This is a genomic window from Chryseobacterium formosum, assembly GCF_026460885.1.
Classification (GTDB): Bacteria; Bacteroidota; Bacteroidia; order Flavobacteriales; family Weeksellaceae; genus Chryseobacterium; species Chryseobacterium formosus.
In genome coordinates, this window is the sequence record NZ_JAOVZW010000023.1 from 103288 (window position 1) to 128068 (window position 24781).

Annotated in this window: 17 protein-coding genes; 12 read left to right on the plus strand and 5 right to left on the minus strand. The window is 33.9% G+C overall.

Features of this window, described 5'->3' with window-relative positions:
• The first annotated feature begins 89 nt into the window (after window positions 1–89).
• Together gltX and OF897_RS17920 are read left to right on the plus strand one after the other, a co-directional pair.
• Entirely contained in the window at window positions 90–1598 is a 1509-nt protein-coding gene (gene gltX / locus OF897_RS17915; protein WP_267267044.1) for a glutamate--tRNA ligase, read from the plus strand.
• A gap of 47 nt (window positions 1599–1645) precedes the next feature.
• Window positions 1646–2602, plus strand: coding sequence for an acetyl-CoA carboxylase carboxyltransferase subunit alpha (locus OF897_RS17920; RefSeq protein WP_267267045.1), 957 nt, complete (start codon window positions 1646–1648; stop codon window positions 2600–2602).
• Between the two features lie 52 nt (window positions 2603–2654).
• On the opposite strand, the gene OF897_RS17925 is transcribed toward OF897_RS17920, so the two are convergent.
• Window positions 2655–3353 carry a DUF6759 domain-containing protein gene (locus OF897_RS17925; protein WP_267267046.1) on the minus strand — a complete coding sequence of 233 codons (699 nt, stop codon included), beginning with the start codon at window positions 3351–3353 and terminating at the stop codon, window positions 2655–2657.
• Between the two features lie 148 nt (window positions 3354–3501).
• On the opposite strand from OF897_RS17925, the gene tsf reads away from it, so the two are divergent.
• The 10 genes from tsf to OF897_RS17975 all read left to right on the plus strand — a co-directional run bounded on the left by tsf (window position 3502) and on the right by OF897_RS17975 (window position 22114).
• Window positions 3502–4326: a translation elongation factor Ts gene (gene tsf / locus OF897_RS17930; protein WP_267267047.1), complete on the plus strand. Its 825-nt coding sequence runs from the start codon at window positions 3502–3504 to the stop codon at window positions 4324–4326.
• A 200-nt stretch (window positions 4327–4526) separates the two neighbouring features.
• On the plus strand, window positions 4527–8429 hold the full coding sequence (locus tag OF897_RS17935) for a T9SS type B sorting domain-containing protein (RefSeq protein WP_267267048.1): 3903 nt from the start codon (window positions 4527–4529) through the stop codon (window positions 8427–8429).
• A gap of 80 nt (window positions 8430–8509) precedes the next feature.
• Window positions 8510–11587, plus strand: coding sequence for a T9SS type B sorting domain-containing protein (locus OF897_RS17940; protein WP_267267049.1), 3078 nt, complete (start codon window positions 8510–8512; stop codon window positions 11585–11587).
• 138 nt (window positions 11588–11725) lie between these two features.
• Entirely contained in the window at window positions 11726–14575 is a 2850-nt protein-coding gene (locus tag OF897_RS17945) for a T9SS type B sorting domain-containing protein (protein WP_267267050.1), read from the plus strand.
• A gap of 114 nt (window positions 14576–14689) precedes the next feature.
• On the plus strand, window positions 14690–18112 hold the full coding sequence (locus tag OF897_RS17950) for a T9SS type B sorting domain-containing protein (protein ID WP_267267051.1): 3423 nt from the start codon (window positions 14690–14692) through the stop codon (window positions 18110–18112).
• A 137-nt stretch (window positions 18113–18249) separates the two neighbouring features.
• Window positions 18250–19038: a hypothetical protein gene (locus OF897_RS17955; protein WP_267267052.1), complete on the plus strand. Its 789-nt coding sequence runs from the start codon at window positions 18250–18252 to the stop codon at window positions 19036–19038.
• A gap of 167 nt (window positions 19039–19205) precedes the next feature.
• Window positions 19206–19985 (plus strand): DUF6759 domain-containing protein, encoded by a 780-nt coding sequence (locus OF897_RS17960; RefSeq protein ID WP_267267053.1) that lies wholly within the window; start codon window positions 19206–19208, stop codon window positions 19983–19985.
• A gap of 86 nt (window positions 19986–20071) precedes the next feature.
• Complete coding sequence (gene trmB / locus OF897_RS17965) at window positions 20072–20749, plus strand: tRNA (guanosine(46)-N7)-methyltransferase TrmB (RefSeq protein ID WP_267267054.1); 678 nt, start codon at window positions 20072–20074, stop codon at window positions 20747–20749.
• A 116-nt stretch (window positions 20750–20865) separates the two neighbouring features.
• A complete protein-coding gene (locus tag OF897_RS17970; protein WP_267267055.1) occupies window positions 20866–21321 on the plus strand; it encodes a DUF6759 domain-containing protein in 456 nt (151 codons plus the stop codon).
• A 70-nt stretch (window positions 21322–21391) separates the two neighbouring features.
• Window positions 21392–22114: a DUF6759 domain-containing protein gene (locus OF897_RS17975; protein ID WP_267267056.1), complete on the plus strand. Its 723-nt coding sequence runs from the start codon at window positions 21392–21394 to the stop codon at window positions 22112–22114.
• Between the two features lie 71 nt (window positions 22115–22185).
• On the opposite strand, the gene rpsB is transcribed toward OF897_RS17975, so the two are convergent.
• From rpsB to OF897_RS17995, 4 genes are all read right to left on the minus strand, one after another.
• A complete protein-coding gene (rpsB, locus tag OF897_RS17980) occupies window positions 22186–22950 on the minus strand; it encodes a 30S ribosomal protein S2 (protein ID WP_066674803.1) in 765 nt (254 codons plus the stop codon).
• 203 nt (window positions 22951–23153) lie between these two features.
• The gene (gene rpsI, locus OF897_RS17985; protein ID WP_267267057.1) at window positions 23154–23540 is read right to left on the minus strand and encodes a 30S ribosomal protein S9; all 387 of its coding nucleotides are present in this window, start codon (window positions 23538–23540) and stop codon (window positions 23154–23156) included.
• A 7-nt stretch (window positions 23541–23547) separates the two neighbouring features.
• Complete coding sequence (gene rplM / locus OF897_RS17990) at window positions 23548–24003, minus strand: 50S ribosomal protein L13 (protein ID WP_066674809.1); 456 nt, start codon at window positions 24001–24003, stop codon at window positions 23548–23550.
• A 231-nt stretch (window positions 24004–24234) separates the two neighbouring features.
• The gene (locus tag OF897_RS17995) at window positions 24235–24567 is read right to left on the minus strand and encodes a hypothetical protein (RefSeq protein WP_267267058.1); all 333 of its coding nucleotides are present in this window, start codon (window positions 24565–24567) and stop codon (window positions 24235–24237) included.
• Window positions 24568–24781: the final 214 nt, after the last annotated feature.

The following is a 24781-nucleotide window of genomic DNA, read 5'->3' on the forward strand; positions in this document are numbered from 1 at the left end:
ATAATAAGATTAAAAAATCCCAACATCAAAAATATTAAACATCTGTAAAATATTTAATTTGAGTAAATTTGCAAAAATTTTATTTAAAAATGGAGAAAGTAAGAGTCCGTTTTGCTCCAAGTCCTACAGGACCTTTGCATTTGGGAGGCGTAAGAACCGCATTGTATGATTATCTTTTTGCTAAAAATCAGGGTGGCGAGTTTGTATTGAGAATTGAAGATACAGATACCGCAAGATACGTTGAAGGTGCAGAAGATTACATTGAAGAAGCTTTGGAATGGTGCGGAATTATTCCCGATGAAAGTCCTAAAAAAGGCGGGAAATTTGCTCCATACAGACAATCTGAGAGAAGAAACATCTATGACAAATATACTGAGCAAATCTTGAAAACAGACTATGCTTACATCGCTTTTGACACCGCTGAAGAATTAGACACAATCCGTGCTGAATATGAAGCAAAAGGAGATGTATTTTCTTACGATAACAAAACTAGAAACCGTTTAAGAAACAGTCTTTCGCTTTCTGAGGAAGAAGTTCAAAAATTATTGGATGAAAAAACTCCATATGTTGTAAGATTTAAAATGCCAGTTGACAGAACTTTAGGTTTAGTAGACATTATCAGAGGAAATTCTGCGGTAAACACAGATGTTTTAGACGATAAAGTTTTAGTAAAAAACGATGGAATGCCAACTTACCATTTCGCCAACATCATCGATGATCACGAAATGGAAATTTCTCACGTGATCCGTGGTGAAGAATGGCTACCTTCATTAGGTTTGCACATTTTATTATATGAAGCAATGGGTTGGGAAGCTCCACAATTTGCTCATCTTTCTTTAATTTTAAAACCGGAAGGCAAAGGAAAACTAAGCAAAAGAGACGGCGATAAATTCGGATTCCCAGTATTTCCTTTGAATTTTACAGATCCTGCAACCGGAAATATATCTAAAGGCTACAGAGAAAGCGGTTATTTACCGGAAGCATTTATAAATATGGTTGCACTTTTGGGTTGGTCTCCTGCAGACGACAAAGAAATTTTGACTTTGGAGGAAATGACTAAAGAATTTGATTTAAATAAAGTTCACAAAGCCGGAGCAAGATTCAGCAAAGAAAAATCTGAGTGGTTTAATCATCAGTATATTCAAAAAACTTCAGATGAGGATTTAATGAATATTCTTAAAAATTCAGATTTAAATTTAAATATTGAAGATGAGAAACTTCTCAAGATTATTCATCTGATGAAAGAAAGAGCAACTTTCCCGAAAGACATTTATGAGAACGGAAAATTTTTCTTCGAAGCACCAACTTCTTACGATGAAAAAGCTTCAAAAAAAGCCTGGAATGATGAAACTTCCAGCCTTTTGACTGAATTTGCAGAAAATTTAAACTCATTAAATGATTTTATCTCTGAAAACATTAAACAAAATTTACATGATTTTGCAGAAAGCAAAGGTTTAGGAATGGGGAAAGTAATGATGCCTCTCCGTCTGGCTTTGGTGGGAGAATTGAAAGGACCAGACGTTCCAGATATTTTAGAACTCATTGGTAAAGAAGAAAGTATCGCTAGAATAAGCAATGCTGTAAATAATTTTAAATAGGTTTTCATAATTTTTCATACATTTGAAAGATTTAATTTACTTCAAGAATGGAATATTTAAGTTTCGAACTTCCTATAAAAGAGCTGATGGATCAATATCAAACATGTTCTTTGGTAGGAGAAGAAAGTGGTGTTGATGTAAAATTAGCATGCAGCCAGATCGAAGACAAGATCAGAGATACAAAAAAAGAAATCTACGGAAATCTTACACCTTGGCAAAGAGTACAGTTATCGCGTCATCCGGATCGCCCTTATACTTTAGATTACATTAAAGGAATGGTAGATAAAGGAAGCTTCTTAGAACTTCACGGTGACAGAAATTTCGCTGATGATCCTGCATTAATTGGTGGTTTAGCTACTTTAGACGGTCAGAGAATTATGATTCTTGGAACTCAAAAAGGGAGAACTACCAAAGAAAGACAGCACAGAAGATTCGGAATGCCGAATCCTGAAGGATACAGAAAAGCTTTAAGACTAATGAAATTAGCCGAAAAGTTCAAAATTCCTGTAGTAACTTTGGTTGATACACCAGGAGCTTACCCTGGATTGGAAGCCGAAGAAAGAGGACAAGGTGAAGCAATTGCAAGAAATATTTTCGAAATGACGATGCTTAAAACTCCAATTTTTACTTACATTATTGGTGAAGGTGCAAGTGGTGGAGCATTAGGAATTGGCGTTGGTAACAAAGTTTACATGTTGGAAAACACTTGGTACACAGTAATTGCACCAGAAAGTTGTTCATCAATTCTTTGGAGAAACTGGGATCACAAAGAAGATGCAGCTAATGCATTAAATCTTACTCCAGCTGATGCATTAAGAGAAAAATTCATTGATGGAATCGTAGAAGAACCACTTGGTGGCGCTCATTACGATCCTGAAGTTGCTTATTTAAATTTAAAAGCTTCAATTTTACAAAACATTAAAGCTTTCTCTAAATTTACAGGTAAGGAATTAGAAACTCACAGACAAGACAAGTTTATTGCGATGGGGCAATTTAAAGGATAACAAAAAAAGCGGTTAAGAAATTCTTAACCGCTTTTTTTATTTTATTGTCAATTTAATCAGCAACATTTAATGCAATTTCGATATCTCTGGTCACTTTTTTAAGAGAAGAATATTTTGCATCACAAACTGAGGTCGTCAAAACATACTCGCCTTTTTCTACCATTACAAAATTCTGTCCATTTGGGGGAACATCAAGATTGTAATATTTTTTTCCACTGATTTTTACAATCAATCGGCATTTAGATTTATTTTTAATATTAATATAAGCTTCATTATCATTAGGATCATTATTAAAAAGATGCGTTAAATAAGAAGCTGTTTTTTTTGCATCAGCACTTGGCTCAGATTTCTTACTTGAACTTCCTACTGCAGCATAATTTACTGTGCGTTGTGGCGTTGCAGCTTTAGAATTAGACGCTAAATCTTTTCCTTTATTAAGCTCACTATTGCTTACTATTTTTTCAATTTTATCTTTGCTGATTGGTCTTATAGTAGGCTTAGCCTCTATAGAATTATCTGCCATAATAATATAAATTAGTTTTCTTTTTAACTTATCGTTTTTTTCGTGTCCTGGATTTTGTTTGATAAAACCTGCAATAATTCTTGCTTCCGCAGTACTTTCTGCTTCTTCAAGTGTATAAATAATAACAGTTTCTTTCTCTGCAACGACTTTGGCTTTGGCTTTTTTCTTCTTTTGAGCAAAGCCTATACTGAAGATTGATAGGAATATAATTAGAAATATTTTTTTCATGTAGCGGAAACCTTTAAAAATTTATTAAATAAATACTATAACGTGAAAAGTCATTTTTTAGTTTATCATTAAAATCATTATCTTTGCACATCTTTAAAATAAACTATTAAAGTTAATCATAATTTTAAATAAAAAAATAATAAATATTATGTCTTATTCACCAGCTGCTGCAGACGTAGCAAAATTGAGAAACCAAACAGGTGCAGGTATGATGGACTGCAAGAAAGCTTTAGTTGAAGCAGAAGGAGACTTCGAAAAAGCAGTTGATATCCTTAGAAAAAAAGGACAAAAAGTTGCAGCTAACAGAGCTGACAGAGATTCTTCTGAAGGTGCTGTAATCGCTAGAGTAAACGAAGATAACACTTTAGGTGTTGTAATTTCTCTAAATTGCGAAACTGACTTTGTTGCTAAAAACGAAGCGTTCATCGAGCTAGCTTACGAAATTGCTGAAATGGCTATTTTCGCTGCTACTAAAGAAGAATTATTGGCTACAGATTTCCACGGAATGACTGTTGCTGAAAAATTGATCGAGCAAACTGGAGTTATCGGTGAGAAAATCGAGATTGGTGCTTTCGAAAGAATTACAGGACCTTTCTTAGGAGCTTACATCCACGCTGGAAACAAAATCGCTGCAATCACTTCTCTTTCTGCAAAAGTAGACGGAGCTGATGAAGCTGCTAAATCTGTTTCTATGCAAGCTGCTGCAATGAACCCAATTGCACTTGACGAAACTTCTGTTTCTCAGGAAACTATCGACAAAGAATTGGAAATCGAAAGACACAAACTTACTGAAGAAGGTAAGCCTGCAAACATTATCGATAATATCTTGAAGGGTAAAATGCAGAGATTCTACAAAGACAATACTTTGGTACACCAAGATTTCATCAAAGACAGTTCTATTTCTGTTGCTGATTACGTAAAATCTGTAAACGGAGACCTTAAAGTAACAGGATTTATCAGAGTTAGCTTATAATAACTTTTTTAAATTTAAAATATTAATCCCGATGATTTTTTCATCGGGATTTTTTTTGCATAAAGCTCTTTATGATATTAATAAAGCATAAAGTATTTTTTTGAAATTTCGCAAGTATATTAAATTATAATTAAATGTTAAAAACATTACGTAAAAATTTGATTATTAATATGTAAATTTGTCGCCCCTAAAACTGAGGCATGAAAAGATTTCTACTTATTATTTGTACATTTTGGTGTTTAATCATAAATGCTCAACTTGATACAGAACATTGGTTTGCTCCAATGTCTGCAAAAGCCGGAACTAACGGATTGGAAGGATATTTATATTTATCTACCGACGAAGCAACTCCTTTTGCTGTTCAGATTTTTAATAACAATACATTATACACTACTGTTCAGGTAAGTAAAAACAATCCTGCGCAAGTTATTATTCCTAATAACTTTTTAGTTGCATCATCGCAATCACAATTGTTTACTTCTAACAATATGGGATTAAATGTAAAAGGTTCAAAAAAATTCTTTGCCAATTACAGGTTTGCAATGCCTAATCATGCCGAAATTTTAACTTCAAAAGGTGCAGCAGGTTTAGGAACTACATTTTATGCGGGTGTTGCTCCAATTACAGGATCAGAAGATCACATGAATGCAACAATCGGAGTAATAGCAACTGAGGACAATACCGTTGTGACTATTTCTGGTTACAATCCAGCTATTACTTTTTCGGATGGAATTTCTTCTCCAACAAGAACTTTTACACTTAATAAAGGAAAATCTTACATTTTAGATGTTGTAAGTTCGTGGTCAAATGCCAATAAAACAGGTTTAGTAGGAGCTAAAATTGTTGCGACAAAAGCAATTTCTGTAACAAACGGAAACTTTAACGCAGCTTATACTACTCAAAACCTTACCAATAATGACATTTTGATGGATCAGGCAGTACCTGTTGATCGTTTAGGAAAAGATTTCGTAGTGGTAAAAGGAAACGGAACGGTAACTTCTCAAATGGAAACCGCTTTAATTATTGCTACAGAGAACAATACACAGATTACATTTAACGGAACCGGAGCTGCAATAACTCTAAATGAAGGGCAATATTATCAAGTTCCAAGTGCAAGATATCAAAATCAAGGTAATGGACATTACAATATGAATATTTCTGCAACCAAAAATGTTTATGTTTATCAATTACTTTCTGGCGCAACCAACGGAAACGAATATGCTTCCGGAGGAATGAATTTCATACCACCTTTAAGCTGTTTTATGCCTAATAAAATTGATGAAATTGGTTTTATTAACAGAATTGGAGGTCAAACTTTTGCAACAAGATTAAATATTATCACCCAAACCGGAGCAACGGTAACTTTAAACGGTGGCCCAATTGCAGCAGGAAACGGACCCTATCCTGTAACAGGAAATCCAAACTGGGTAAGCTACTCTATTCAAAATGTGACAGGAAATATTACTTTAAATTCCACAAAAGCTATGACTGCAGGAATCGCTGCAGGAAGTGGTGCCGTAGGATATGGAGGGTATTTTTCAGGATTCTCTTCTGTTCCCGCAATTACGAAAACTGGTGACTGTTACGCAGGAATTGAGCTTCAGGTTGATAACAATTATGATGCTTATCAATGGTATTTAAATGGAGTTGCGATTACCGGAGCTACAACTTATTTTATTAATCCTGAATTGTATGGAGCAGGAGCATATACTTGTTCGGTAACGAAAAATAACTGTGAAACAAAATTGACGACGATTTATAACTACACATTATGTCCGCCAATTTCAACAACAACTTATACAATCGGATCTTGTAATACAAAAGTAATTACGCCTGCATTTACAAGCTCTACACAAAACATTGTTCCTTCATTAACAGCAATTATTGCTCAGCCAACTAACGGAACAGCAACTGTAAATTCAACTACAGGTCAAATTACATACACACCAAATGCAACGACCGTAAATACTACAGATCAGTTTATTTATTATATTCAAGGAAACGGAAATCCATTTGCTTTTGAATATTTTAAAATTATAATTAATACAGATGCTCTTCAGGTAAATAATGCTTCAATAAGCATTTGTAACAGTACTTCAGGAAATGGAACCTATAATTTGACAACTGCGAATGTAACATCGGCTGTTGGAGCAAGTATTACTTATTTTACCAATTCAAATTTGACCGGTCAAATTGCTGTTCCTACAAATTATACAGGACCTGCAGGAATTATTTACGCTAATGTAACTTCAACTTACGGATGTTCTAAAGTTGCGCAGATTACATTAATCATGAACCAATCTCCAAATATCAATACAAGTGCTTATAATGCAGAGTTTTGTGATGATAATTTTTCTGGAGTTATCAATATAAATTTTGCAACCGTTACTCCTCAAATTGTTACAAATTCAGCGAGTTTTATTGTAAAATATTATTTAAATCAAGCTGATGCAACCGCAGGAAATAATAATACATTACCAACTAACTGGAATTACACTTCAAATACAACAGTTTATATAAGAGTTGAAAGTACAAACGGTTGTCCTCCCGCTTTTGGACAAATCAATTTTGTGATTAAAAATAAGGTTCCTTTGTTAACTCCTACACATGTATTAGAAATTTGTGACACAGACATGAATGGTTCTGAAACTGTCAATTTAATGAATTATAAAAATATTTTCACCACAGATCCTGCAACCTCGGTTACTTTCCATAGTAGTTTGGCAGATGCACAATCAGGAGCAAATGCAATCTCTGCAACACAAACAATCAACAACGGAACAACAGGAACTTTTTATTTAAGATTCACTAATGCAACACAGTGTTTTAATACAGCTAATTTAGCTATCAAAGTAAATGCTGTTCCTAATATCAATATTGCGAATTTTAACGGTAATCTTTGTGATGATAATTTTGACGGAATTGTAAACGTAAATTTTGCGACCATAACTCCACAAGTTGTAACAAATTCAGCAAATTTTACAGTAAGATATTACTTAAGTCAAGCCGATGCAACTGCAGGAAACGGGAATACACTTCCAACCAACTGGACGTATACTTCAGCAACAATTGTTTACATAAGAGTGGATGGTACAAGTACAACTTGCCCTACTGCTTTTGGACAAATTAATTTTACCGTAGGTAACAAACTGACTCTTCTAACAACAAATGTAACGACACAAGTTTGTGATAATGATTTAGATGGCTCTCAAAGTGTAAATCTTAGTGATTATAAAAATCAATTTACGGCAGATCCGTCAGTTACCCTTACTTTCTATTCTACTTTAGCCAATGCGCAAGCTGGAACTAATGCCATACCTGCAACTCAGGTTATTACAACTTCAGCAACTTTCTATATTAGATTTACAAGTAATAATGCTTGTCCGAACATTGGAACTCTAACAATTAGTTTAAAATCTCCAAAAAAATCAAGTACTTTACAAGATCAGACTATTTGTCTAGACGCAAAAGCAATTCTTAATGCAGGTAATGGATTTACATCTTATTTGTGGAGCACAGGAGCAACTACCTCGTCAATTACCGTTGGTGTTGGAACTTACTTTGTAGATTTAGGATTTAACGGATGTATTTACAGACAAACAGTAACCGTAACAGCCGCTCAAGCTCCAACAATCACAAGCATTGTTGTTACAGGAACAAGTGCAACAATTAATGTTACAGGAGGAACTGCACCTTATCAATATTCATTAAACGGTTCAGATTACCAGAGTTCAAATGTATTCTCAGGATTAACAAGAGGACCGCACAAAGTTTACGTAATTGGGAGAGATGGATGTCAACCCGTGATTAAAGATTTCTTAATTTTAAATTTAATTAATACAATTACTCCAAATGGGGACGGAAGAAATGATGTTTTAGATTATTCTGACTTAAAAATTAAGGATCAAGTAAATATTGAAGTGGTTGATAGATACGGAGCAAAGGTTTACAAATCATCCCCAAATAACTACAAATGGGATGGAAAATCAGGTGGCAGAAATCTACCAACAGGGACTTACTGGTATATTATCAGATGGATTGAACCGGACACAAAATTGCCAGTTTCTCATTCTGGGTGGCTTTTAATTAAGAATAGAGAATAGATTTTAAATTTTATTTATGATTTATTAACAATATATTAAAATTTATTCTAATTTTGTAGAAATCCTAATTCCATAATTTTATGAAAAGATTTCTACTAAGTTTTGCAGTAATGCTTCTGACAATCAACAGTCTTTTTGCACAAAGAGATACTGATCATTGGATTGCACCCTATTATAATTCAGGGGGAACATATTCTACTGCCGTTTATCTGTCAACAGATTCTGTAACGCCATTTGCAGTGAATATTTTCAGTAATAATGTGCAGATCAATACCACTCCTATTATGGTGAGTAAAAACAATCCTGTTACTTATGATGTGGGAACTTATATTTCTACAGCTTCCACAAGTGACGGTTTTAAAGTTCTTAATAAAGGATTGTATTTAAAAGGAGCAAAACCTTTTTATTGCACTTTAAGAACGGCGCAAATCTCTCATGGCGAAATTGTAACAAGTAAAGGAAAAGCTGGAATAGGTAAAGAGTTTTATGTTGCAAATACACCTTACGCGGGAAGTACAGCTACCCTTTACAGTTTTACTGCAGGGGTTATGGCTACCGAAGACGCTACAACTGTGACAGTTAGCTGGCCAGGAACAATAACGTTTTTTGGACAACCGGCCACCCCACCGTCCAATCCCTATACTTTTACATTAAATAAGGGGGAATCATTTATATTTGCAGGAAATGCTGCAAGTGCCGCTCCGTTTATGGGAGCTAAAATAACTTCCACTAAACCAATCACGCTCACTAATGGTAACATGAATGGAAATTTTGGAAATTCACCTTCAGGTTCAGATGCAATTCTTGACCAGTCTGTCCCTACCGAAAGATTGGGAAGCACTTTTGCAATGGTGAGAACACTTTCCACATCTTCAGACCTTGAAGGAGGTATAGTGATTGCTACGGAAGATAATACGCAAGTATTTATAAATGGATCATTGATACCTGCAGCTACTATTAACCAGGGACAATGGTACCGAATTCCAGGTTCGTCATATCAGTTGCAAGGAACTAGTGGACATTACAACATGCTCGTATCTACTTCTAAAAACGTTTACTTATATCAGTTGGTTTCTGTAGATGATAGCAATGCCACTTGTGGATTTAATTATATTCCTCCCCTCAACTGTTTCCTACCTAGAAAAATTGATGAGATTGGTAAGGTAAATGAAATGCCAAACACATCATCTACTATCACTCTTAAACTTAATATTCTTACTGAGGCAGGAGCTACGGTTACTTATAGTACTAATGGAGGAACACCAATCACACCAACGGCAGCACAAGGGCCTTATCAGCTTCTAGGAAATACAAACTGGGTGACTTATGCAATAGAAGGTGTTACAGGAAATCTAACTATTCAATCTACAAAAGCGGTTACAGCTGGCGTAAACGGAGGATATAGCACTGCAGGCTACGGTGGTTATTTTGCAGGATTCTCTTCAATACCAGTTATTGCAAAACAAACTGGAGATTGTATTCCCGGTATCATTTTGGAAGTTGACGACAGCTATGAAACTTATCAGTGGTATTTGAATGGTGGTATCATTACAGGAGCTACATCTGCTACATATACACCAGCAGTTGCAGGGGATTATACTGTAAAAGTAACGATGGGTACGTGTCCACCAGTTACTACACCAATATATAAAGTATTTACATGTTTAACTAATACCGTTAAAACTTTAAATATCTGCGGTACGAAAGCTATTATACCTGCATTTACTAGCTCAACGCAAACACCAGTACCGGGAACTGTACAAATCATTACGGCACCAACACAAGGTACTGCTACACTAAATCCTGCTACAGGAATTATTACCTACGTACCAAATGCAGGCTACTTAGGGGCAGATAAGATTATTTATAAATTCTGTGGAAATGCTGCTGAATTTGTAGATTGTGAACAAATTACACTAAACCTAAATGTTGTACCATTTGTACTTACAGATGTAACAATCAAAACTTGTCAATATGCCGGCAAAGGATATTTTGATTTAACTACTGCGCCTGTAACTTCTTACAGCCCTACAACTAAAAAATTCTATCCAACTTTAGCAGACTTAAATGCAAATACAAACCAAATCAGTAATCCTACAAATTATTTCTTTGGATTAGGATCAGTATATGTACAAGTAACTACAGACGAAGGATGTATTGGAACGGCAAAAATCACTCTTGATTTCTACCCTACTCCAGTTGTAAATGAAACTACATTAACGGTATGTTTTATTGAAAATAATGAAACAAAAGGAGTATTTAATCTTCCAAATGCGAATGTTACATCACAAACTCCAGTTACTAAAAAGTATTACCCAACGTTTACAGATGCAAGCAACGGAACGAATGAAATAACACTTCCAGTAGATATGTATATTTCAGGAGACGGTGCTGTTTATGCAAGAGTATTTAATAGTAACGGATGTTATGCAATTGCAAAAATCAATCTTAAAGTTACTCCTCCAAAGAAATCATCTTTATTGGTTGACAAATATATCTGTATTGATAGCAGAACTACATTAGATGCTGGAGCAGGATATCAGTCATACCAATGGAGTACTGGTGCAACTACGCAAACAATTCAAGCAGTACCAGTAGGAGATTATTGGGTTATTCTTCAAAATGCAGGATGTTATACTAAACAAACGGTTAGTGTGAAAAAAGCTTTGGAGCCAGTAATTACTTCAATAGAAATTTCTAATAATACAGCAACAGTTATTGTAACCGGAGGTACTGCACCTTTCAAATATGCGGTAGACGGAACATCAACTTGGCAGGATTCTAATGTATTTACAAATTTGAGCAGAGGTCAACATACTTTCTATGTGAAAGACGAGTTCAACTGTTCTCCGGTATCTGTAGAAATTACAGTTCCAAATCTTGTAAATGCAATTACTCCAAACGGAGATAAAATAAATGATTTCATCGATTATAGTGAATTAGCTTACAAAGACAATCTTTCTTTCACGATTTATGACAGATATGGTAATAAAGTCTTTGTCGGTGATAAATTCAATAACTACAAATGGGATGGAACTCAATCCAATAAAAAGATTGTTACCGGAACATATTGGTATCACATCAATTGGACAGAACCAAATGCTACTAAAACTCCAATAAAATACACAGGTTGGATTTTAGTTAAGAATAGAGAATAGAATCTTAAATAATAGAATGAAAATACCACAACTTAACTGTTGTGGTATTTTTTTATCATAAATTTAATTTTTTTTATATTTTTTTTATAAAACATATGAATTATTACATTATTTTTGTATGAATCCTAATCCTAGACTATGACAAAACTTCTACTTACTTTTTTAATGGTAATTTTTAGTAGTAATATCCTATTCGCTCAGAGAGACACAGAGCATTGGATAGCGCCCTACTATGAATCAACCTCTTACACTGGACGAACATTATATTTGTCCACAGATTCGACCACACCTTTTACCGTTACTGTTTATAGCAATAATGTTGCACTCGGAACAGTGACAATAAGTAAAGGATCTCCTCAAATTTATGCAGTTCCAGCGCAATATATTGCCGGTTCTAGTGTATCTGATGCCTTTAGAGTAATTAACAAAGGACTTTATTTGAGTGGAGAAAAGCCATTTTACTGTACACTAAGAATGGCAAGTAGTACAACGCACGCTGAAATCGTTACCAGTAAGGGTAAAGCCGGTATTGGTAAAGAATTTTATGTAGCGGCAACTCCTTCAATTTATACCTCTACAAGTAACAACTTTACTGCGGGAGTTTTAGCAACAGAAAACAATACAACAGTTACTGTAACATGGAGCGCAACTACACCTATAACATTTCTTGGTAGTGCACCTGCAACAAACACCCATACGTTTGTATTGAACAAAGGGCAATCTTTTATTTTTGCTGGAAACGGGGCAACTGCTGCAAATATGCAAGCATTTATCGGAGCTAAAATTGTTTCTGATAAACCAATTACTTTGACTAACGGTAACATGAATGGAAATTTTGGTACTGTAAGTAATCTTGGTTCTGACTCTATTTTGGATCAATCTGTTCCAGTTGAAAGACTTGGAAATACTTTTGCAATGGTAAGAACAAGATCTACTTCTCCAGATGTAGAAGGTGGAATTATAATTGCAACTGAAAATAATACACAAGTATATTTAAATGGTTCTGGAACTGCTGTTGCAACCTTAAATCAAGGTCAATGGTATAGAATTTCAGGAAGTAATTATATCGTACAGGGCGGAACGCATGCTAATATGTTTATTAGTACTACAAAAAATGTTTATTTATATCAACTTGTAACTGTTGACAACAGTAGTGCAACTTGTGGTTTCAACTACATTCCGCCATTGAACTGTTTTTTACCTAGAAAAATTGATGAAATTGGAAAAATTAACGAAATGCCTTCCGGTACTGGTGGAGCAAGTGTTGTAGCAAGCGGAACTAATGTAAAATTAAATATTCTTACTGAAGCGGGTGCTGTTGTTACTTATACCGTTAATGGAGGAGCACCAATAACTCCAACTGCAGCACAAGGACCATATGTAGTGACAGGAAATACGAACTGGGTAACATATGGTATAGAAAATATGACAGGAACTGTAGCTGTAGCTTCTAATAAAGCTGTAACTGCAGGAATCAACGGTGGATACAGTACATCAGGATATGGTGGTTACTTTGCAGGTTTCTCTTCTATTCCACTTATTGCAAAACAGACGGGAGATTGTATTCCAGGCTTAGTTTTAGAAGTTGATGATAGTTATGATACTTATCAGTGGTTTAGAAATGGGGTAGCAATTCCTGGAGCTACAACCAATTCATACACACCTACCACTGCAGGAAACTATACTGTAACTATTACAGTTGGATCTTGTATACCTGCAACAACGCCAATCTATAAAGTTTTTACTTGTTTGCAAAAAACAACAAAAACAAAAACAGTTTGTGAAGGTTATTTAAATATTGTACCCGAATTCACAACATCTCAACAAAATTTCACACCAGGAAGTGTACAAATTATTACACAACCAACAAATGGTACTGCAATATTGAATCCTACAACGGGTGTTATAGGGTATACTCCAAACTTTGGTTTTGTAGGAAATGATAAAATTGTATATAAATTCTGCGGAAATGATCCTGAGTTTGTAGACTGTGAAGAAATTACACTTACTTTAACAATAGCAGAAAGCCCTACAGTTAATCCTGCAACATTAAGAACTTGTTTTCTTGAAAGTAATACAGCAACTGGATTATTTAATCTAACAACCGCTAATGTAAGTACACAATCAGGTATTATTAAAACATATTATCCTTCATTAACGGATGCTCACAACCAGACTAACGAAATTCTAAATTTTGCAAATTATACAGCACCAAATGGTGTGGTTTATGTAAGGGTACGCAATGCAAACGGATGTTATAATGTTGCTCAGATTACTCTTGTAGTATTTCCTCCAACAAAATCAACAGTTCTTGTAGACAAAGTAATTTGTATTGAAGACAGAACTATATTAGATGCAGGTACAGGTTTTTCAAGTTATGAATGGAGCACAGGAGCTACAACTCAAACCATATCTAATGTAGGAGTTGGTACATATTGGGTGAAACTTAAAACAGGAGACTGTACCACAAAACAGGAAGTTAAAGTATACGCTTCAGAACAGCCGGTAATTTCAAATATTGATGTTTCAAACAACAGCATTACTATAACTGCAGTTGGAGGAGTAGGACCTTATGAATATTCAATTAACAATAATAATTTTCAATCTTCAAACGTATTTACAGATCTTCCAAGAGGTGATGTGAAAGTTTATGTAAGAGATACTTTCAAATGTGTTCCGATTGAGGTAAGCATTACAATTCCTAATATTGTAAACGTAATTACCCCTAACTCAGATGGAGTAAATGATATTTTAGATTACTCAGCTCTTGCTAATAAACCAAATTTAGTTTTCGACATTTTTGATAGATACGGAAACAGAATTCACCAAGGAAATAAAGAAAATCGTTATACTTGGGATGGAACAACCAATGGTAAAAAGAGAGTTTCTACAGGAAACTATTGGTTCAGCATCAGTTGGAATGAGAATGGACAAGCTAAAACACCAATCAAATTCTCAGGCTGGATTTTAGTTAAAAACAGAGAATAATAATTCTTCCACTTAAATATTATAAAAACCACGATATCAAATCGTGGTTTTTTGTTTATTTTAATAACTATTAACGTATTTTATTATTAAATTTGTGATAAAATCAAGTGCAAAATGAAGAAAATTCTATCTTTTTTTCTTATTTTTTATATATTCTCTACTACATTCGCTCAATTAGATAGAGATCATTGGTTCGCACCTATGGTAGATCGTACAGGAAATCCAAATCCGTATCAGCGATTATACCTTTCTACAAATCGTACAACTCCATTCGCAGTTACTATTTACAATAATAATGTGGTCATTGGTACTGTAACGATTAGTAAAAATAATCCTCAGAGATTTGATGTACTCCGCGATTATATTATCACAACTCAACAAACAGATCTTTTTACTACTACTACAAAAGGTTTATATTTAAAAGCAGACTTTCCTTTTTATGCCAATCTAAGATTTTCTGTTTTCAATCATGCAGAAATTATTACTTCAAAAGGTATTGCTTCAACGGGGACGACTTTTCATGTAGCGACTGCTCCAATTACCGTAAATAATGGTATTCTAAATTTTATGACGAGCGTTTTGGCTACAGAAGACAATACAACCGTTACAATTTCAGGCTATAAACCAACTGTACAGTTTTCAAATGGAACAAGTGGTGCAACAAATCCTACACTTACTTTCACATTAAATAAAGGACAATCTTATATTCTCGACGGAATAGGAAATATTACAGGAAATTTTGACGGATTTATCGGTGCTAAAATTGTTGCGACAAAACCTATAAACGTTACCAATGGAAATTTCAACGGTCAATACGCCGGAAACAATCCTACAAGTTCTGATATTTTGATGGATCAATCAATACCAGTTAGCCAATTAGGAAATACATTTGCATTAGTAAAAGGTAATGGGAATGTGGGAAGTAGTATGGAAGGCGCTTTGGTTGTTGCGACACAGGATAACACTTTAGTTTACGTCAATAATGAAGGATTACCAATCGCCACTTTGAATACTGGACAATATTTTGTAATTCCCGATACCAAATACCAACTTCAAGGAACTACGGGTCATTACAATCTTTATATTGTAACGAGCAAAAATGCTTATGTTTATCAATTACTCGCTGGAGCAGCAAGTACTGGAAATGAAGTTGCAACTGGTGGTTTCAATTTCATTCCAGGGCTAAACTGTTATCTTCCGAAGCAAATTGATGAGCTCGGATTTATTAATGAAAACTTTGTACATACCAATGTAAATCCTGCAGGAATACTTACAAATCCAACAAAATTAAATCTAATTACAGAAAGAGGTGCCGCCGTTCTTGTAAATGGAGTTCCCCCTCCTGTAGGAACGGGACCTTTCGACATGACGGGAACCCTAAATTGGGTAACTTATGGTATTCCAAATACAACTGGAACCATCACAGTAACTTCTACAAAAGCAATCACAGCAGGAATTACAGCAGGAAGTGATGCTGTAGGTTACGGTGGTTTTTTTGCAGGATTTCCAACACAACCTGTTATTTTAAAAACCGGAGGTGACTGCGTTCCAGGAATTGTTCTTACGGTAGACCCAATTATTTATGAGTCTTATCAATGGTATGTTGGCGGCGTTGCTATTATCGGGGCCACTTCACCTTCTTATACTCCTACTGGATCAGGAAATTACACTTGCGCTGTTACAATGGGAACTTGCGCTCCGCTTATTACTATACCTTACAAAGTTTTAAATTGTACAAAACAAAGTGTCGCATCTTACAATATTTGTGATGTAAAAACAATTACTCCGGCTTTCACGACTTCTACACAAACTCCAGTAGCATCGACTGTATCGATTACCACACCTCCTACACTAGGAACTGCAGTTATCAATACTGCAAACGGAATTATAACGTACACTGCAACCAATCCAAATGCAGCCGGAACAGATACTTTTGTTTATACATTCTGCGGAAACAACGTTGATTTTCCGGACTGCGAAACAGTGACAGTGACCATAAATATTCAACCTGTAACATCAAACAATGCAACATTAAATGCGTGTAATGTAAATGGTGTTGGAACATTTAATCTTACTACGGCAGTTGTGACAAGCAATAATCCGGTTACGATTACTTATTATCCGACTCTAACGACAGCACAAAACGAAACTTTAACGGCATTAATTACCGTTCCCACAACATATTCTGCTCCTAATGGAACTATCGTTTATGCAGTTGTAAAAAATAGTACAGGGTGTAAAAGCATTGCACAAATTACTTTAAATCTTTTTCCTTTAGCCATTGTGACACCTGCAAATATGGGTAATCAATGCGATGAAAATTTAGATGGAACAGTAAATGTGGTTTTATCGAACATTACTCAATTAATATTAAATAATCCAGCCTACTTTACCAATGTAAGATATTATGCTCAATTAACAGACGCCAACTTAGGAAATAACACGACACTACCCAATAACTGGAGTTACAATACAAATACAACAATTTACATTCGTGTAGAATCTCCTGATGGATGTGCTCCTGTGATTCAACCTGTTAATTTCACCGTTGGAACTAAGCTAACTTTAATTAAAAATATTTTTTCTACAACTTTTTGTGATGATGATTTAGATGGAATTAAACCAATGAATCTATCGACATTCCTGAATGAATTCACTACAGATCCGCTTGTTACAGTAAGTTATCACTCAACTTTAGCCGATGCTCAAAATGATGTATCACCTATAAGTGGAGCTGTAACACTTACCGGGCTTCATACTTATTACATCAGATTTGAAAAAGCAGGTTTCTGCCCTGATGTTGCAACAATTAGAATTACTCTTAAAACTCCTAAGAAATCTGATATTCTTGCTGACCAAGCCATCTGTCCTAAAACTAAAACAATTTTAGATGCAGGATCAGGATTCACCGCTTATCTTTGGAATACGGGAGCTACTACTCCATCTATTTCTGATGTAAGTGCAGGAAATTACTGGGTTGACCTTACTTTTGACGGTTGTGTTTACAGACAGTTCGTGAATGTTTCAGAAGCAACTTTACCTGTAATCAAAACAATCGACATTAACGGAACAACAGTAACAATTGGAGTTACTGGAGGAAATCCTGCTTACCAATATTCGCTTGATGGTTTTATTTGGCAGACATCAAATGTATTTACAAATCTTGCTATTGGTACTTATACGGTTTATGTGAGAGATACTCTTAATTGTGGTATTGTAAAAGAAAACTTCGTTATCATTAAACTCATCAACACCATTACACCAAACGGAGACGGCAGAAACGATGAAATTGATTATTCTTCATTAATGAATAAACAGGATCTAGAATTTAGAATTTTTGACCGATACGGTGCAGAATTATTCCGAGGAACTCCTTCAAATAAATTTACCTGGGACGGAAATATGAAAGGCAGACCTGTTCCTACAGCAACTTATTGGTACTTCTTAAGCTGGACAGAACTTGGAAATATTACCACCGTAAAATATTCGAGTTGGCTATTGGTAAAACACAGAAACAACAGTCTTTGGGACAAATAATTCTAAAAAATATTATTAAAAAACACTTTCTATAACATACATTAACAGTTTCATTCAAAGTTTAATATAATTTTAACCTGTTATTGATAAATCTCACATAAAGATTGACGCAATTCTTATGTAATTTTGCACGAGATATGAAGAAACTTATTATTATAATGCTGTTGGTTTTTGTAAGTAAAATTAATGCGCAAAATTTATCGGGAGAGGTATTTTTAAGAGACAATTCGGTTTTGTATCTTAATCAGGTTTATGTCACCAATCTTAATACACTTAAAACTGTTCTTACAACTTATAATGGAGATTTCAATATAAAAGCAGATCCCGGAGATGTAATCCGTTTCACATCAATTGTCACAGAAAGAAAAGATATAAAGCTTACTCCACAAATGTTTAACTCTAAAAATTTGGTTGAACTAAAAGTGGCGTATCACGATATTCAGGAAGTTGTAATCAGCAGATTCCGCCCTACCGGAAATTTGAGATATGATATGAATTCTCTTCGTAAAGAAGATAAAGCTTATGCCCTGAAAAAAGTAATTGGTTTACCCGAACCAAAAGGTGACGGAACTTCGCCTGTACTTCCGGTTGCCGGCTTAAGAGACGGAGGTCTTACTTTTAGCCTTGAAAGTATTTTTGATATTATTTCGGGTGAACGTAAGAAAAAACAGCGTTTAGTAGCTTATGAAAGAATGCATACTTCCGTTACCAATATTAAAAATTATTTAGGTAAAGATTATTTCACAAGAATTAAAATTCCGGAAAATCTTATTGATAATTTCTTGCAGTTTGTTTATACTTCAGAAAATATTGAAGTTTATTTACAAGCCGGAAATATTGAAGCGGTAAAATTACCTATCGAAAAATACCTTCCCATTTATCAACGAAGACTTAGAAATTCTCATCTTCAGGAAGTCATCAATTAACATTTTGAATCATTTTTGATTTAAATATTTAACTAAAAACAAATCTTAACACTTTAATCGGTGATGTTTTTTGAAAATTTGTTTATTTTTAATGAAACTAATAATTCACTAAAGCTTTAAATAGATTTGAGAGAATTATGAAACCACATCACCAAATCTTTTATTCAATGAAAAAGTTAGTTTTACTTTTTACCACATTATTATTTGTATCCTTTTCAGCGCAGAAACAAGGCAAAGATTACAGCAATATTCTTAAAAGTAAGAGTATTTATGAAATCAATGCTTTTCTGAGAGATGCTCATCCCGATGATCCGCGAAGATCTGTACTCAAACCAAGAGTAATGGATTTTATGAAAGATTACATCAAAAATGCTCCTCCGGGTGACAAAAAAGTACGAGAAATGCAGGACAATCTTGCAAGACTGAAAAGAGGACCGTCTACAAAAGTTTCTTTTGAGGAGATGAATGCAATGATTAAGCAGAAACAGATTTTAAAATATCAAAAACAGCTACAGGTTGGTCAGTCAGCAGTTGTTTATACACCAAGTTCAGCGCAGAATGTCTATGTTACAAACACAACTGCAACCAAAAACACCAAAGTAATTGCAGATACAGAAGCCTCAGAATTTAATATGTTGATGGGAGAAAACCCTACTGAACATAAAAATAAAACGGTAAAAATCTTAAACTCATTATTTGATAACGATCCCAATGCGAAAGAATGCATCGTGATGATCGAAAACAAATCTGATTGTAATATTATTGTAAGAATTGAGGGTATTGGAAATACAAAATACAGACTTCCGATTCCTGCTCATGGAGACAATTCTATTGTGGTAGAAAAAGGTGATTATCTTTTCACAAGTATTGTTTGTGGAGCACAATATGCATCGCAAAAAACTATTCAAAAACCGTTGATGGTTGCTTTGGGAAGCTCTTCAAAATAGATTTTAAAGTCTCCCTTTTTTCGTTCCGATTTAAACTTTATATGCTCCATAATTTTCGTAATTTTGCAGCATTTCATATATATTTCATGGGCAAAAACAAATTAAGAAGATTCGCTGAAAATAAAATATTACCAAACGTTATTCAACCCTCAAGAGAGCAAGCTTTAAGTGGTTTTGAATTGAAAGGAAACTGGAGAAAAGATTTCTTTAAAAATGACCAACCTATCGTTTTAGAATTAGGTTGTGGAAAAGGAGAATATACAGTCGGACTTGCAAAAACTTTCACAGATAAAAATTTTATCGGGATTGACATTAAAGGGGCAAGGTTTTGGTTCGGTGCGAAAGAAGCTGTAGAAAACGGAATGACAAATGTCGCTTTTTTGAGATCGCAAATCGAATTGGTAGAATATTATTTTGCTGAAAATGAAGTTGATGAAATCTGGATTACTTTTCCCGATCCTCAAATTAAATTTAAACGTACAAAACACAGATTAACACACCCTGATTTTCTTGAAAGATATAAGAAATTCTTAAAACCAGGCGGAATTGTTCATTTAAAAACAGATTCTGAATTTTTACACGGCTATACTTTAGGCTATTTACAAGGTGCAGGTTATGAAATCATTTCTGCTCATCACGATATTTACGGAGCTTTGGAATATGATCCGAATACACCACATTTGAGAGACATTAGAACTTATTATGAAGAATTGTTTTCAGCAAAAGGAAAAACAATTACCTATATAAAATTTAAGATTAATTAATTTCTTGAAAATAAAATTTAAAGGCTGTAAAATGATTTTGCAGCTTTTTTTTATGACAATAAAGCAACTTTTAGAGTTTAATAAAAAGTTTAAATTTGAACCTTGAAAAAATCAACATGAAAAAGCTTTTATTATTTTCTTTTGCAGTTACACTATTTCTGAATAGTTGCAGCACCACAAATTATAATTCCAAACGACCAATATATAAGTCTTCTTCAGTCAATCCAAATAGCGGAATAAATATTAATCCTAACGCACAAACAGAAAGAGAATATCAGGCTTTACTAAAAACTTATAAACCGGAAACTGCAGAAGTTTTAAACAGTTTGCTTAATGATTCTTCAAGCAGCCTAAATGTATCTATTTCAGTAGAAAACAAATCGACTTGCAATATGGTTTTAACAATCAGCGGAAATAATTATTTCAAAAAAATCCCAATTGGAATTAATAAAATCGGTTCAGCAATGGTTCCAAAAAATCAGAACTATAATCTTTCGGGAATGCTTTGCAACTCGGTTTATCAGAAAACAAAATTTGTTTCAAATTCTTTTAGTATAAAGTTATCCAATTAGTTAAATTATTTATCTTTGTAATCAACAAGATATTCTGAATAAAATTCAGATTTAATTTAAACACATTTTGATGAAGAAAAAGACTTTTACTTTTTTCTTCTTTAGTCTCATTATTTCATCTTGCGCCAGTAATACTGCTGACAAAGTTGATATTCTTAAAAGTAAAAACATTACTGAGATTGAAGAATACCTTGGAAAAACACATCCACAAGATCCCAAAAAAAACATCCTGAAACAACGTGTCATTGCATTGAAAAATGCAGAATGGACGAAAGGTGCCAAAAACGCAAAACCTATGGAAGCAAGACCTGTTTTCATAGAACTACCCGATCAATTGAGCCGTAAAAAAAACAGCGAAGCCAATCAGGAAATCTTTAAAAAACTAATGTCTGAAACCCCGGAAGAGCATAAAGAAAAGACAAAAAAGCTTTTGAACAATATGTTTAATGAAGATATTACTCATAATGAAGCGATTCTTTTGCTTAAAAATAATTCTGACTGTAATTTGGTTTTAGAAATATCCGGAAAGAAGTTCTACAATCTGGCTGTTCCAGCAAAAGGAGAAAATTTCATAGTTCTGAATAAAGATTCTTATAAATTCTCTGGAAACCTTTGTGATGTACCATATCAAAGTTCAAAAGACATTTCTAAAGGTCTTATTATCGTTCTTCAAAACCCAGCTTTAAAATCTGATGATAATAAAGATTTACTTGCACAGAACAGATCAGATAGGGATTCAGAAAAATCTGAAATTAAAAAGAAAATTTCAACAAAAGGAAAGAAGAAAAAATAAACAATTAATATAAAATAATAAAACCGCCGAATAAATTCAGCGGTTTTATTATTTTAAAGATAATCTTCAGATTATTCAGCAGAATCGAAATCTGCATCTTTATCAGCAGAAACTACTTCACCTTCTTCTTTAGATTTTTCTTTATCAGCTTTTCTTTGAGTCTGACCTTCTTTGATAGATTCTGAAACAACGCTCAAGATCATATCGATAGATTTAGAAGCATCATCGTTTCCTGGGATAACGAAGTCAACTTTTCTTGGATCAGAGTTTGTATCAACAATACCGAAAACTGGAATACCTAATTTCTTAGCTTCAGTTACAGCGATGTGTTCTCTCATGATATCTACAACGAAGATTGCAGAAGGAAGACGAACCATGTCAGAAATAGAACCTAAGTTTTTCTCTAAGTTAGCTCTTTGTCTGTCAACCTGAAGTCTTTCTTTTTTAGATAAAGTTTCGAACGTACCGTCTTTTTTCATTTTGTCGATATGGTTCATTTTCTTAACAGCCTTTCTGATAGTAACAAAGTTTGTTAACATACCTCCCGGCCATCTTTCTGTAATATAAGGCATATTAAGTTCAGCAGCGTGTTTTGCAACAACTTCTTTTGCTTGCTTTTTAGTAGCTACAAAAAGAACTTTTTTACCTGCAGAAGTTAATTTTTCTAAAGCGCTACAAGCTTCATCCAATTTAACTGCTGTTTTATGTAAGTCTACAATGTGAATACCATTTTTCTCCATAAAAATGTATGGAGCCATATTTGGATTCCACTTTCTAGTCATGTGACCGAAGTGTACACCAGCCTCTAGAAGGTCTTTTACATTTGCTTTTGCCATGTTTTCTGTTTTTGTTAGTTTACTTTCCGCTTTTTATGCAATCAACAATTTCTTTAGATGGGAGAAATGTTTGGATGCTAAACGTAACGGGCAATTTTTGCTTTGGGCTTTAGGCAGTAAGCTTTAAGCTTTCAAGCAGATAAAAAAATTTAATAAGTTTTTCAAAAAGCTTATTGCATATTGCTTTAAGCTTACAGCAATTCTTAACGTTTTGAGAACTGGAATCTCTTTCTTGCTTTTTTCTGACCTGGTTTCTTTCTTTCCACCATTCTTGCGTCTCTTGTAAGTAAACCAGCTGGCTTTAAAACTAATCTGAATTCAGCATTGATTTCGCATAGAGCTCTAGAAATACCCAATCTGATAGCTTCTGCCTGACCTGTATTACCACCACCGAAAACATTTACGGTAACGTCATACTGACCAACAGTTTCAGAAAGGATGAACGGTTGGTTTAATTTATAAACCATCACGTCTGTAGAGAAATAAGTTGCAGCTTCTTTACCGTTTACTGTAATGTTACCAGTTCCTGGCTTTACATAAACTCTAGCTACAGAAGTTTTTCTTCTTCCGATTTTGTGAACTATAGACATAATTTAATTATTTAAATTCGTTAACATTAATTGTTTTCGGCTGTTGAGCTTCGTGCTTGTGCTCAGTTCCTTCATATAAATAAAGGTTTTTAAGCAATGCAGATCCTAATCTGTTTTTTGGAAGCATACCTTTTACAGATTTTTCCAATACTTTTAAAGAATCTTTTTTCTGAAGTTCAAGAGCTGTCATAGACTTCTGTCCACCAGGATAACCTGTATGCCAGATATAAGTCTTATCGTTCCACTTGTTTCCGGAAAGAGTAACTTTCCCAGCATTCAAAACAATAACATTATCACCACAATCTACGTGAGGTGTAAAGTTTGCTTTGTGCTTACCTCTCAAAATCTTTGCAACCGTAGAAGCTAGTCTTCCTAATGGTTGTCCTTCAGCGTCTACTACAACCCATTCTTTATTTGCAGTAGCTTTGTTCGCTGAAACAGTTTTGTAACTTAATGTATTCACACGTTTTAGTTAAAGATTAAACATAATTTTCCCTTAAAAGGGTGTGCAAAGGTAAACATATTTTTCTAATCTGAAAACATATTTTGAATTAAAGTCTTGAAAATAATGATTTTAAGGAAGTTAACAATTCTAAAATAGCCAAAATATCAACTATTTATAAAAATTAAACCTTAATAAAATGAGATAATAAGAGGTTTTACACTAAATAATTAACATCATATCCAGTGATAATTAATTACGTAATGATTTGCTTCCTCTGAAACTTGCGAATAAATAATAAGCAACGAAAACTGTAGAAAATTTAATAATAGAAGGAATTGCCAATTCTAAATTAAAAATCAAAGCACCTACAGCAACTAATATAGCCATTGCCCCAAAAGACAATCCCATTTTTTGAAGAAGAGAAAATTTTACGTCATCTAAAAAATAAGCTAATCCCCACGCAAGACCGAAAGCGATAGAATAATACAACTCCAAACCAAGATCTTTTATTTCCGTAAACAAATAATTAATCAGAAAAATAATTCCAGTCCCCAATACAAAATAAATCAGCGCTCTTTTCATACCTTATTATAATATGCAAAAATAAAGAATTTAATTTTTAGATTTTAAACAGTTGATTCACAAACAATAAAAATATTTACTGCTATTCTGAATAAGTTTCAACCATTTAATTTAGCTGTAATCATCAGAACGAATGTTTGTTAAGTTGGTAAATATTAAATTTCGACAAAACCAACAATCCTCTATAAATCAACAAGATAAATCAATAACAAAG